Origin of the sequence: Nocardia sp. CY15 (assembly GCF_009829295.1) — a bacterium.
Classification (GTDB): domain Bacteria; phylum Actinomycetota; class Actinomycetes; order Mycobacteriales; family Mycobacteriaceae; genus Nocardia; species Nocardia sputi.
This window is the reverse complement of the sequence record NZ_VUOT01000014.1, coordinates 60,731-74,644: the sequence shown is the minus strand read 5'-3', so window position 1 is coordinate 74,644 and position 13,914 is coordinate 60,731. Positions and strand designations below refer to the sequence as shown.

General features: G+C 68.3%; 4 protein-coding genes. 3 read left to right on the top strand and 1 reads right to left on the bottom strand.

The features are described 5' to 3' along the window. The first annotated feature begins 260 nt into the window (after positions 1-260). On the top strand, positions 261-9,380 hold the full coding sequence (locus GVY39_RS17750; RefSeq protein WP_159925820.1) for a non-ribosomal peptide synthetase: 9,120 nt from the start codon (positions 261-263) through the stop codon (positions 9,378-9,380). Here GVY39_RS17750 and GVY39_RS17745 read toward each other — a convergent pair. Then, complete coding sequence (locus tag GVY39_RS17745; protein WP_159925818.1) at positions 9,370-10,506, bottom strand: NAD(P)/FAD-dependent oxidoreductase; 1,137 nt, start codon at positions 10,504-10,506, stop codon at positions 9,370-9,372. The two genes, GVY39_RS17750 and GVY39_RS17745, sit on opposite strands and share 11 nt — an antisense overlap. 264 nt (positions 10,507-10,770) lie before the next feature. Here GVY39_RS17745 and GVY39_RS17740 point away from each other — a divergent pair, with 264 nt between their 5' ends. Beyond that, positions 10,771-12,138 carry a wax ester/triacylglycerol synthase family O-acyltransferase gene (locus tag GVY39_RS17740; protein ID WP_159925816.1) on the top strand — a complete coding sequence of 456 codons (1,368 nt, stop codon included), beginning with the start codon at positions 10,771-10,773 and terminating at the stop codon, positions 12,136-12,138. Positions 12,139-12,328: 190 nt separating this feature from the next. Beyond that, positions 12,329-12,781, top strand: a complete 453-nt coding sequence (locus GVY39_RS17735) for a pyridoxamine 5'-phosphate oxidase family protein (protein WP_159925912.1) — start codon at positions 12,329-12,331, stop codon at positions 12,779-12,781. The last annotated feature ends 1,133 nt before the right edge of the window (positions 12,782-13,914 follow it).

Below are 13,914 nucleotides of genomic sequence, written 5' to 3'. Positions count from 1 at the left end.
ATAGAGAGAGTGATTCTTGCCACATTTCAGGCCGTGGTGGCTACGGTCCGAAACGGTTGTTCTTCACGTCACACGGTGTAATGGACTAACGGGTAGCTGGGTAATCCTATGGGCTTTCCCAACCTCGCCGCGCCGATCCGATCGGTGTTCGCTAAGGTCCGATCTGCACGCTCGGGTCATGGTTCACGCATTTGAGGCACCGCTTCTGGCTCCATCGCCAGAGCGGACACTGATCGACCAGAGAGTGAACTCGCCACCGCATGACCCCGACACGTCGTTCCGCACGTCGCGCCCACCATTCACGAGCACGTAATCTGCTGTTCCACCAACTGCTTTCCGCCGCGGTCGACACCTCGTTCGACTCCGCGGCGGTCCGGTACAATCCCACCGGCGATCCCGCCGATCAGCGGGAACTCAGCTATCGGGAGCTGGATGAGACCTCCTCGCGACTGGCCCGGTATCTGATCGGCTTCGGTCTGGGGCCGGGAGACTTCGTCGCGGTGGCCATCACGCGGTCGGTGGAGTCGGTGCTGGCGGTGTGGGCGGTCGCGAAAACCGGCGCCGCCTACGTGCCCGTCGATCCTTCCTATCCGGCCGATCGCATCGCGCACATGATCGCGGATTCCGGCGTCGTCGTCGGTCTCACCACCTCGGCACATCGAGCGGCGCTGCCCGCCACGGGGACCGATTGGATCGAACTCGACGCCCCGGCGCACCGCGAGCGGCTCGCCGCCCAGCCCGGTCATTCGATCTCATACCTGGACCGGTCGCGCCCGCTGACCGAACAGCACCTCGCCTACGTGATCTACACCTCCGGCTCGACGGGCAAGCCGAAAGGCGTCGCCGTCACCCATGCCGGCCTTGCGGCCCTGGTCGAGCACGAGATCGCCGTGCGGGTGGTGACCCGGGAATCGCGCGTCACGCATCTGTGCACACCGAGCTTCGACTTCTCGGTGATCGAGATGCTGCTCGCCTTCTCGGCGGGAGCGACTCTGGTCGTCGCGCCGCCCGCGGTGTTCGGCGGCATGGAACTGGCCGATCTGCTGCGGCGGGAGCGGGTCACGCATCTGTGCATCACCCCGGGAGCCCTGGAGTCGATCGACGCGGCCGGACTCGACGACCTCCGGGCCATCCTGTGCGGCGGGGAGCGCGTGAGTCGCGAACTGGTGGCCCGGTGGGCGAACGCCGACCGGGCCTTCTACATCGTCTACGGCCCCACCGAGACAACCATCTTCGCCACCGGCACCGCGGCGCTGCGCGCGGGCGAGGCGACCCACATCGGGACTCCGGTCCCAGCGCTGGGCGTCCACGTGCTCGATGCCCGGCTACGGATGGTGCCCACGGGAGTGATCGGCGAACTGTATCTCTCCGGGCCGGCGCTGGCGCAGGGATATCTCGGGCGACCCGGGCTGACCGCCGACAGGTTCGTGGCCAATCCGTTCGCGACGGCGCCCGGCGCCCGCATGTATCGCACCGGCGATATGGTGCGGCGCACCTCGGCCGGGCTGATCGAATACCACGGCCGAGTGGATTTCCAGGTCAAGATCCGAGGGCTGCGAATCGAGCTCGACGAGATCGACAACGCACTGACCGCCCACCCCGACGTCGACTACGCCGTGACGCTCGGCACGACGCTGCCATCCGGTGGCAGAGCGCTGGTGTCCTATGTGCTGCCGCGCGTGGCGTCCGCCCCTGGCGACTGCGGCCGGGTGACCCTGAACACCACGGAACTGATCGATTTCCTAGCGAAAACCCTTCCCGCATATATGATTCCGGCGTCGATCACGGTGCTCGACGAACTCCCGCTCACACCGGTCGGCAAACTGGATCGCGCGGCGCTACCGGAGCCGGCGCTCACCACCAGACGGTTCCGTGCGCCCGCTACGCCGACCGAGCGGGTGGTCGCCGACATCTTCGCCGCGTTGCTGCTGCCGCACCCCGGCGCAGGCCAGGTGGGGGCGAACGACGATTTCTTCGAACTCGGGGGCAACTCGCTGATCGCCACACAGGCCGCGGCGCGGCTCGGCACCGCGCTGGGTGTCCGTGTTCCGGTCGCGCTGCTGTTCGAGGCGCCGGCGGTGGCGAAACTGGCCGAACGCCTGGGGGACCTGACCCGGGCGTCGCATCCCGCGCCGCGACCGATGGCACGGCCCGAGCGGGTGCCGCTGTCGTACGCGCAGCGGCGGATGTGGTTTCTGAATCGGTTCGACCCGGCCGCGGCGAGCAACCACATTCCGCTGGCGGTGCGGTTGAGCGGGCAGCTGGACGTGGACGCGCTGCGCGCCGCGATCCGGGACCTGGTCGAGCGGCACGAGGTACTGCGGACCAGCTATCCGGAGCACGACGGCACGGGCAGCCAATGTGTGCATCCCGTGTCGGATCCGAGGGCGGTACCCGAACTGCCGGTGCTCGACGTCATCGAGACCGAGATCCCGGAGCGCACCGTAGCCGCGGTGGTCGAGGGCTTCGACGTGACGGCGGCGCCGCCGATCCGGTTGCGTCTGCTGCGCTCGAACGAGACCGAGCATGTGCTCGTGGGCGCGATCCACCACATCGCCGCGGACGGCTCCTCCATCGGCCCGCTGACCGCCGACCTGATGACCGCCTATACGGCCAGGGCCGCAGGGCACGGTCCGATCTGGACGCCGCTGCCCCTGCAGTACGCGGACTACACGCTGTGGCAGCGTCGAATGCTGGGCGAGGAGAGCGATCGGGGCTCGACACTCGCCCGCCAGATCGGATTCTGGCGAGAACGGCTGGCGGACCTGCCGGAAAGGCTGGACCTACCCGCGGACCGGCCGCGCCCGGCGGTGTTCTCGGGTCGCGGCGCCACGCACGAATTCAAGATCGATGCGACGGTGCACGCGGCGTTGAACCGGCTGGCGCACCACCACGACGCGACGCTGTTCATGGTCGCGCACGCGGTATACGCCGTTCTGCTGGCCAGGCTGTCGAACACCCGCGACATCACAGTAGGCACGCCGGTGGCCGGTCGCGGCGAAGCCGCGTTGGACGGCCTGATCGGCATGTTCGTCAACACCCTCGCGCTGCGTACCGAGATCGACCCCGGTCACACCTTCGCCGAACTGCTCGACCAGGTGCGCGGCCGGGATATCGAGGCGTTCGGATATGCCGACGTACCGTTCGAACGCTTGGTGGAATTGCTGGACCCGGTGCGGTCGAGCGCGCATCACCCGCTGTTCCAGACGATGCTGACCTTCCACAACTTCGCGCAGGCGACGCTGGAACTGCCCGCTCTCATCGTCTCCCCCCTCGACTTCGCGCTGCCACTGGCGAAGTTCGATCTCGAGCTGACCATGGTGCCGCACGAGGACGAGCGGACGCCGCTGGGAATCTCCGCCGCCTTCACGTATTCCACCGACCTGTTCGAGGAGGCGACGGTCGCGGGCTTCGCCCGGCGGCTGTGCGCGCTCCTCGCCGCCGTCCCCGACTCGGCGGATCGCCCGGTGGGCGAGCTGGACCTGCTCGACGCCGCGGAGCGCACCGCCATCCTGGCCCACTGGAACGACACCCGGCATCCCGTCCCCCCGGGGCTGGTGCTCGACGGCTACCGGCGTGCGGTAGCGCGGCACCCGGACGATGTCGCGATCGTCTGCGCGGGCCTGCGACTGACCTACCGGGAGTTAGACGAGCGGGTCAACCGGCTCGCGCGGGTGCTCATCGACCACGGCGTCGGCGCGGAATCGCTGGTGGGACTGGCGATCCGGCGTTCGGTCGACCTGGTGGCCGGGATGTACGCGATTCTCACCGCGGGCGGCGCGTACGTCCCGCTGGACCCGGATCATCCCGCCGAGCGGCTCGCGCATGTGCTCGAGGTCGCCCGGCCCGTCTGTGTGCTCACCACGACCGCCGACGCGGTGCCGATGCCCGATGACGTCGTCGTCCTGACTTCGGACACCCTCGAAGCCGATCGACGCTCGGGGGCACCGATCCGTTCGGATGAACTGCTGCGTACGGTGCTGCCGGAGCACCCGGCCTATGTGATCTTCACGTCCGGGTCGACCGGGCGCCCGAAAGGCGTGGCAGTCTCGCACAAGGCGATCGACAACCAGATCGAGTGGATGCTCGCCCAGTACCCCATGGGGCCGGGAGAGGTGTACCTCCAGAAGACCGCGACCACCTTCGACGTTTCGTTGTGGGGCTACCTCATGCCGCTGCGGTCGGGCGCGAAGCTCGTCGTCGCCGATCACGACGGGCACCGCGACGCGGACTATCTCGCCGCGACCATCGCCGAACACGGCGTCACCGTCACCGACTTCGTGCCTTCCATGTTGACGGTATTCGCCGCGCATGCGGCGCCCGGCAGCCTTGCCACACTGCGGCATCTGTTCGTCATCGGGGAGGCTTTGCCGCCGGAGACCGTGCGTGCGGTCCGGGCGGTCACCGAGGCGCAGGTGCACAACTTGTACGGGCCCACCGAGGCCGCGGTGTCGGTGACCTACTGGCCGGCGGGGACGGGTGAGGGATCGACGGTGCCGATCGGCCGGCCGCAGTGGAATACGCGGGTCTACGTGCTGGATGCGCGCTTGCGACCGGTGCCCGCCGGGGTACCCGGCGAGCTGTATCTGGCCGGGGACCAGCTCGCCCGCGGATATGTGCGGCAGGCTGCGCAGACGGCCGGTCGCTTCGTCGCGAACCCGTTCGACCGCGGAACCAGGATGTACCGCACCGGTGACCTGGCGGTCTGGCGGGCGCCCAGTGCGGACGAGCCCCAGCGACTGGAATATCTGGGGCGCACCGATTCTCAGGTGAAGTTCCGTGGCCAGCGGATCGAGCTCGGCGAGATCGAGGCCGCGCTGCTGGCGCAACCGTCGGTGAGTCAAGCGGTCGCTGCGGTGGCGCCCTCGCCGGTGAGCGATCGGCTGGTCGCCTATGTGGTTGCGCTGCCCGGGCATGTCATCGACGATCGAGAGCTCTTCGCCGGGATTTCGGCGGTGCTGCCCGCGTACATGATCCCCTGCGTGCTGGTCGAACTGCCCGCGCTGCCGCTGAACGTGAGCGGCAAACTCGACCGCAAGGCACTGCCCCGGCCGACGGTCACCCCCGGGAAGTTCCGGGCCGCTCGAAATCCCGTCGAACAGGCCGTCGCCGCGGTGTTCACCGACCTGCTCGGCATCGAGGGAGTGGGCATCGATGACGACTTCTTCGCCCTCGGCGGCAATTCGCTGCTCGCGACCCGTGCGGTCGCGAGGCTCAACGAGGCGCTGCGATCCCAGGTCACCGTGCGTGATCTGTTCGAGGCGCCCCGGGTCGCCGCACTCGCCGCGAGGGCGGTGTCCGACGGTACGGGCGCCGTCCGTCCGCCCTTGGTCCGGACGCGACGGACCGATCGCATCCCGCTCTCGCCGGCACAGCATCGGATGTGGTTGCTCAACCGCATCGAGCCGGACTCGCCCGCTTACAACATGCCCTTCGCCGTCCGGCTGACCGGCATCCTCGACGTGCCCGCGCTGCGCTACGCGGTCGCCGACGTGATCGAACGGCACGAGGTGCTGCGCACCCGCTACCCGGTCGACGCCGACGGGCAGCCGGGTCAGGAGATCTTGACGACCGCCGCGGTCCTCCCCGATGGTCTCGCCGTGGAGCACGACCTGACCGAGGTCGCGGACATGGTGAACGGGCTGATGTGCGCGGGCTTCGATGTGACCACGGCCGCGCCGGTACGGCTGCGACTGTTCACCTCGGGCCGCGATCATCTCCTCGTCATCGTGACGCACCACATTTCGGCGGATGGCGCGTCGCTCGCGCCGCTGGCCCGCGACCTGGCGACCGCCTACGTCTCCCGTTTGAACGGTTGTGCACCGGACTGGCCCCCGCTCCCGGTGCAGTATGCCGATTTCGCGATCTGGCAGCACGCTGTTCTCGGCCGCGACGACTGCGATCATTCCCTCGCCGCGCGGCAATTGTCGTACTGGCGCGATCAATTGGCCGGGCTGACCGCACCGCTGGAGCTGCCTGCCGATCGCCCTCGTCCGTCGAGGCCCGCCAACCGCGGCGCGTCGACCGGCTTCACCATCCCGGCGCCGGTACACCAACGACTGACCGCGATCGCGCGCGAGCACAACGCGACGTTGTTCATGGTGATCCACGCGGCGCTCGCCACGGTGATCGGACGCCTCTGCGGCACGACGGACGTCGTGATCGGCACCCCGGTCGCCGGACGCGGCGAACGCGCGCTGGACGATCTGATCGGCATGTTCGTCAACACGTTGGCTCTGCGGGTCGACGTCGATCCGGCCGCGACTTTCCACGACCTCGTGGATCGCTCCCGGGAAGCGGCTCTTTCGGCGTTCGCCAACGCCGACGTGCCTTTCGAGCGAGTGGTCGAGCAGGCCGCGCCCGCTCGCACCGGAACGCGGAACCCGCTGGTGCCGGTGATGCTGGCGTTCCAGAACATCGAGCAGCCCGCCCTGGAGCTGCCGGACCTGACGGTCACCGCTGTCGACAACGGCGCGATCACCGCGAAATTCGATCTCCAAGTCGTCGTCGAGCCACGACTAGGCGCCGACGGCCGGGCGGCGGGAATCGCCGTGACATTCACCTATGCCACCGAACTCTTCGACGAATCGACCGTCCGAGCCTTCGGGCGGCGATTCGAGCGCATCGTGGCGGCGGTGGCGCAAGAGCCCTCCGCGGCGGTATGGGACATCGGCATTCTCGACGAAAACGATGTCCTGCCCGCCGATGCGCGCGAGGCGTGTGCCGGGCCGTCCGATATCGCGGACGCGGCGGTGGCGACGCTGCCCGCGCTGGTCTGCGAGCAGGCGCAGCGCAGGCCGGACGCGTCGGCCGTCCGATTCGGCGCCGCCACGCTGAGCTTCGAGACGTTGTGCCGTCGCGCGAATCGAGTCGCCCGCGCGTTGATCGCGGCCGGCGCAGGTCCGGAATCCGTTGTGGCCGTCGCGGTCTCGCGGACGGAGGAACTGCCGGTCGCGCTGCTCGGGGTGCTTGCGGCCGGTGCGGCGTACCTGCCCGTCGATCTCGGCTACCCGGCGCAGCGGCTGGCCTTCGTGCTCGCCGACGCGGCGCCGGTCTGCGTGCTGACCACGGCTGCCGACCGCTCCGACATCCCGGACGCCGGACTACCCACCGTCCTGCTGGAACAGTCGGCGGAGTTCTGCGACGCTCCGATCACCGACGCCGACCGGCTGAGGCCGCTGCTTCCGGACAACCTGGCCTACGTCATCTACACCTCGGGCTCGACGGGCGTGCCGAAGGGCGTCGGCGTGACGCACCGCAACGTGGTGGAACTGTGCGCGAATGCGCGACCGCTGTTCGGATTCGGCGAGCGAGACGTCTGGACGGTGTTCCACTCCTTCGCATTCGACTTCTCGGTGTGGGAGCTGTGGTGCGGGCTCGTGACCGGCGGCACCGTCGTCGTGGTCGACTACGCGACATCGCGAACACCGGAACTGTTCCGGGAGTTGTTGATTCGTGAACAGGTGACGGTGCTGAACCAGACTCCGTCGGCGTTCTGTCAACTCGTCGAAGCCGACCGCGACGCCTGCGCCGCCTCCGGGGAATGCGCGCTGCGATACGTGATCTTCGGAGGCGAGGCGCTGGACCTGCGGCACCTGCGACGGTGGCGCGAGCGTCATCCGGGGGACGCGCCGCGATTGGTCAACATGTACGGCATCACCGAGACGACCGTGCACGTCTCCTTCCTGGAGATCGGCGCGCATCTGATGGACAGTCCGGAAAGCCTCGTCGGCCGAGCGCTGCCCGGTCTGGACACCCATGTCCTGGATCTCCGGCTGCGTCCGGCGCCGTTCGGTACACCCGGTGAGATCTACGTCGCGGGCAGCCAGCTGTCGCGCGGTTACTCGGGACGGCCCGGGCTCACCGCGACGCGGTTCGTCGCGAATCCGTTCGGGCCGCCGGGATCCCGGATGTACCGCTCGGGTGACCTGGCGCGCTGGACCCGGTTCGACTGCGACGCCGGGCTCGCCTATGCCGGTCGCGGCGACCAGCAAGTGCAATTACGCGGTTTCCGGATCGAGCTCGGGGAGATCGAAGCGGCGTTGCTGCGCTGTCCCGGCGTGAGCCAGGCCGTCGCGGTGGTCCGGGCCGATCCGGCACTCGGCGATCAGCTCGTCGGCTACGTGCTGCCCGAGCCGGATGCGCGGCTGGACCCGGCCGGACTGCGCACCCAGGTGGCCGAATACCTGACCGGATACATGGTGCCGGCCGCGATCGTGGTGATCGACGTCATTCCGTTGACCCCCAACAGCAAGCTCGACCGGCGTGCGCTACCCGCGCCCGAATTCCGCGGTCGTGAGTTCCGTGCGGCCGCCACGCCCGTCGAGTCCACCGTCGCCGCCGCCTTCGCCGAGGTGCTCGGCGCCGATCGCTTCGGCATGGACGACAACTTCTTCGAACACGGCGGAAACTCCCTGCTCGCCGCGAAGCTGACGCTTCGGCTGTCGTCCGCGCTCGGCACCCGGATTCCGGTGATGCGGGTGTTCACCGCGCCCACACCCGCGGAACTGGTCGCCGACCTGGCCAGCCGTGCGAGCGGAACGGTCGAGACCGAGGCGGCCTTCGACATGCTGCTACCGCTGCGCCCCCGCGGTTCGGCCGCGCCGCTGTTCTGCGTTCACCCGGTGTCGGGAATTTCCTGGTCGTACGCGGGTCTCGCCGCCTATCTCGACCCGGATCGACCCATCTACGGATTGCAGACGCCGGTGCTGGCGACCGAGGGGGCGATGCCGGGTTCGATCGAGGAATGGGCTGATCGCTACCTCGAGCTCATCCGCTCCGAGCAGCCGACAGGTCCGTACCACCTTCTCGGTTGGTCGTTCGGTGGCGTCATCGCACACGAGATCGCGGTGCAATTGCAGCGCGCGGGCGAGCGGGTCGCGCTGCTCGCGGTGATGGACAGTTATATGGCGGATCCGCCGGGCACCCCGCCCGGTGACGCGGGGCAAGTGCCGGTGGCCGAATTGATCGGCGGTCTGCTCGGTGAGCAAGCGGGCGACCTCGGCAATGTGGCGGATGTGGACTGGGCCGCGCTTCCGCAGAAGATGACCGAACTCCCCGAGCCGTTCGCGTCGTTCGGCGCCGACCGCGTCACCCGGATCCTCGACGCGGCAGTGCACTCGGTGGCGCTCCGCAGCGCCTACGACCCGCCCGTGTACCGGGGAGACGTCATCTATTTCACGGCCGCGCTCGATGATCCGACCGGCTGCGTCGGCGCGTCGATCTGGCAAGAGGTCGTCGACGGCCGAGTGCACAACTACACCGTACCCACCACGCATTGGCGGATGACCGTCGCGTCGGGGCTCGCCCGGATCGCCGAGGTGCTGACCCGGGCGTGGCGCGGGGACGAGCCGGGCTCGGAATGCCCGGTCAACCGGTAAACCAGCGGCGCAGCCGGGCCTCGGCCTCGGCGGTCTTCTCCCGGGCGAGTTCTACCGAAGGCGGTGTGAACGGGGCGACCGGCGCGGGACCGGACAGGAAATCGGCGTCGACCTTGCCGACCAGCCCGTCCCCGAACTCGATATGGCACGTGCCGCGGCCGCGGTACCGCTGCGACGGCGCCGCTGCGCGCAGCTCGGCTTCGATGCCCGCGGCGACGGTGCGGGCGGCGTCCTCGGCGAACACCCCCGCACGCGGGACCGGTGCGTCGGCGCAGTCGCCGAGGGCGAAGACGCCGGGGTACGGCGTTCGCAGTGTGCGCGGATCGACGGCGATCCAGCCGTCGGTCCCGCCCTCGGTCAACCCGGAGGCCTCGACGACCGCGGGCACCCGGTGCTTCGGGATTCCGATGAACAGGTCGTAGGGAAGCTCGCCGGTGCGGGTGACCGCCACGTGGCGGCTCGGATCGAGCGCGTGCACCACGCGCCCGGGTGAGTATTCGATTCCCCGGCGGGTCAGCGCTTCCACGATCGCGGCGGAGGTATCCGCGGACACCGGAATAGGGGAGTCCATCGGGGTCAGGAAGTGGATGCCGGTGCGCTCACGGACGCCACGCCGGGTCAGCTGCTCGTGCAGGAGCATGCCGCCTTCGTAGGGCGCGGGCGGGCACTTGAAGGGGACGCTCAGCACCGCGACGATCACGGTCCCGCCGTCGAAGTCGCCGAGGCGGTCGCGCAATCGCCGGGCGCCGTCCATCGAGTAGTACTCGTATCCGTCTTCGGCGAAGCCCGGGGTCGCGCCCGGGTCGTAGTCGGCGCCGAGCGCGACGACGAGGATGTCCGGTTCGTACTCCGAGCGGTCGGTGCGGACGCGCCGGGCCCGTGGGTCGATTTCGAGGACTTCCTCCTGCCGGAATTCGACGCGCGGATGGTCGAAGCGGGCGTAGGGCACGCGCACGGCCTCCGGCGGTACGTCTCGGAACAGGATGTCCAGTTTGGCGAAGCCGAAGGTGAAGGAGTCGTTGCGGTCGACGATGACGATGCGGAGCTCGTCGGCCGGCGAGCCCGACAGACGGGTGGCCAGCTCCAGTCCTCCGAACCCCGCACCGAGAATGAGTACGGTAGTCATAGCCTGATTCTTCTCCCGGTCACGCCGCCGGTCGAGCGGCTCCCTACCGGGGGAGGAGGCCGGCCGGAGGCGCGAGCGCCTTTCCCGCGACGAACCGGCGGGCAGCTTTCCCGGTCGGAGCCCACACCGCCGTGGCCGGAGTGCCCTGCATTCGGTGACCTTCGGCCATCATCTCCGCCGCCGGATCGCGCGATGCTGAAAGCGAACCGAGTAGATCGCGCAGTGATGGCACCCGCCATCGACCACCCGTAATGAGCATGCCCCATGACAGAACTACGGCCCCTCGATTCGGGCTTCATGGAACTAGAGGACGCCGACCGGCACATCAGTCTCGGAATCGGCGCGGTGGCGATCATTTCCGGTGCTCCGCCGAGCCGGGAGGAGTTCACCGGCCTACTCGCCAGGGGGGTGGGGCAGAACGCGCGCCTGCGCCAGAAGGTGCGGCGGGTGCCACTCGACCTCTCCGCGCCGGTCTGGGAGGACGACCCGAATTTCGATCTCGCACACCATATCCGGTGGACCGCGTTGCCCACGCCGGGCGACGAGCCCGTGCTGTGCGAACTGGTGGCGGCGGAACTGGAGGAGCGGCTCGATCGCGACCACCCGCTGTGGCAGTGCGTTGTCGTCGAGCATCTCTCCGGTGACCGCTGGGCCCTGGTCGTCAAAGCGCATCACAGCCTGGTGGACGGAGTGTCCGGCATCTCGGTGTTCCGGAACCTCTGCGATGCGGTATCGGCGGAACCGCAGGACGCCGCGACCGAGCCGCGGGCTCGTACCGAGGTGCGGTGGCTGGACGTGGTTCGCGACGTGGCACGGCTGCCCGTCGTCGCGCCCCGGACTGTGCTCGGCATGGTGCGCGGTCTTGCTCCGCTCGCCTCCGCCGTCGTGTCACCGGCCGCCGGAGGCTCGCTCAACGGCCCCATCGGACGGCAGCGCCGGTACGTCGTGGCGCGCGCCGCCCTGTCGGATGTCCATCACATCGGTGACGCGTTCGGCGTCACCGTCAACGACGTCGTACTGGCCTCGGTCGCCGCCGCATACCGCGACCTGCTGATCGGCCGGAACGAGCGACCCGCGCCGGACACACTGCGCATCCTCGTTCCGGTGTCGATGCGGTCCGAGAAGGCGAGACACGCGCTGGACAACCGGGTTTCGGCGATGCTGCCGTTCCTGCCGATCGATGTCGCCGACCCGGTCGAGCGGCTGGAGGCGCTTCGGGAGCGGATGGCCGAACACAAGGCGAGCGGCGAAGCACGAGCGGAGAGCTCGGTGCTGGAGCTGGCCGACCGGCTGCCGTTCGCGCCCATCGCGTGGAGCCTCCGTCTGCTGACGCGAGTTCCGCAGCGAACCGTGGGCGCGCTGGTGACGAACGTGCCCGGGCCGCGCGACCAGTTGACCGTGGGCGGGCGCGAGGTCGTGGAACTGCTGCCCGCCACACCGATCGCGATGCGTGTACGTACCGCGATCGCGGTACTGAGCTATGCGGGCCACCTGACCTTCGGCATTACCGGAGACTACGACACCGCACCCGATATCGCGGTGCTCGCCGAGGGTGTCGAGCGCGAGATCCGGCGGCTGCGTGAGCGCGCCGGGATTCGGCGGCTGCCGCGGCCGGAGGTGAGCGGACCGTGACAGGCACCCGGACGGCGGCGGGTCGCCGGCCACACGGCTTCGGCCGCCGGAAGATGACGGATCGGGGACTTTTTGCCCTGTCCGACAGCGCGACCCGGTGGTGGTATGGGAGGCCGCGGTGACGAGTGAAGACCGGAAAGCGAGGTCGTTGCCAGGTGGATTCGCGCGCAACGTGCCCCGGCACGAGATCATGATCGCGTCGAACGGGCGTATCGCCGACAGCGGCGTCACGAGTCGCGCGATGGTCGAGATCGACCGCGAGGAGGCGTTGCGGCTGCTGGCGAGTGTGGCCTACGGGCGCGTGGTGTTCACCCGCGACGCGCTGCCCGCGATCCGGCCGGTCAACCATTTCGTCGACGACGGCGTGGTCGTTGTGCGTACGCGGGTCACGTCACGGCTCACGGACACGATTCGTGCCGATCCCTGTGTCGTGGTGGCCTACGAGGCCGATGACATAGACCCGGTGACCCATGTCGGCTGGTCGGTTGTCGTGACCGGTCTCGCCCGTACGGTCACCGACCCGGAACGGGTCGTCCGCTACACCCGCCTGCTCCGGCCGTGGGCCGAGGGGGGCATGGATACGGTCGTCGCCATCGAACCAACGATCGTCACCGGCTTCCGGCTCGTCGAGGAACAGCGATAGGTGTAGCGCGCGGCGACGGACGAGACTTTCGGGTACGGAAAGCGACTGGATTGTCCTCACATCACGGGGGCGAGTGATTGTCCCGGGCAGCACGCTGTCGCGTGCGAACCACCTCGCCGAATATGCCGAACCATCGTCCCGAAAATCAGCGCGTACATATCCGGTGGGACCGGTGCTCGGGTTCGGCGGACGGCCGAGTTCCGCTGCGGATTACCACACTCCGTGGTGGGCGGCACGCACTCGGAACGCCGGTGGTGCAGTTCGTTCCCGCCGCGGCGCCGGTCTTCCGCATGCTGTCGTCGGACCGCTCGACGGGGCGGATTCGCGGCCTGACCGGGCCGATACCCACTCGCCTCCGGCGCCGACAGCCACTCGACGTCGTTTCGCCCATCGAACCGAGCTGATCCCTGGCGCGGGAATGCCGATGGCTCGGCGACATGGTTTCGGTAATTGAAGCGATACCTTATATTGCGCTGAAAGAAGATCTCGTAATGAAGTGGGAAATGATTCCAGCCGGAATTGAGTGCAAGAAGGAACATCTTTATGGATGTATGTATTGCGATATGATCGCTACGAGAAGGGTGAATAAAACTAAATTCTCAGCGATCTCTGGCAGATATCCGCTTGGGCGCAGAAATGAATAGTTGCCCATATATTGCTGCGAGCAGTTAAAATGCACTTATTTTCGCTGTGGCCGCACAAGGATGGGCTGTGGGTTCCGCTGTCCTTCTCTTCGGTGGCGGTGACTGTCCCGACTTGATCGCGGTCCCCATCCGGCATGTACCATGCCCGATCGCGGGTGTTCATCATCGGATGCACCCCCGGGTATCAGGTGCTTCGCAGTTGATGCGTGCGCGTGGTGATCGCATCGCGGCGAGGCGTGCCGCGGCCACATCGCTCGAAACGAGATTGGAAACGCCCGGCTTCCGTGCGGAGTCGAGAGCTTTGATGCCACTAGACTGACCCGGACTGCTGTCAGATAGCTTGTTCCGCCTGAGTGTCGATGCTTCACCCCAGATTCAAAAGTTCTGTTTTCAGATTCTGAACTACTGGAAATGCCGACAAACGGGAGGTGTGGAAGGCGTCGTTGATGTCACGCACGGATCCGATTCGGATACCTGGCGCTGACGGAA

Coding starts and splice junctions, on each gene's coding strand:
- GVY39_RS17750 (WP_159925820.1), top strand. CDS start 261: ATGACCCCGACACGTCGTTCCGCACGTCGCGCCCACCATTCACGAGCA.
- GVY39_RS17745 (WP_159925818.1), bottom strand. CDS start 10,506: ATGACTACCGTACTCATTCTCGGTGCGGGGTTCGGAGGACTGGAGCTG.
- GVY39_RS17740 (WP_159925816.1), top strand. CDS start 10,771: ATGACAGAACTACGGCCCCTCGATTCGGGCTTCATGGAACTAGAGGAC.
- GVY39_RS17735 (WP_159925912.1), top strand. CDS start 12,329: ATGATCGCGTCGAACGGGCGTATCGCCGACAGCGGCGTCACGAGTCGC.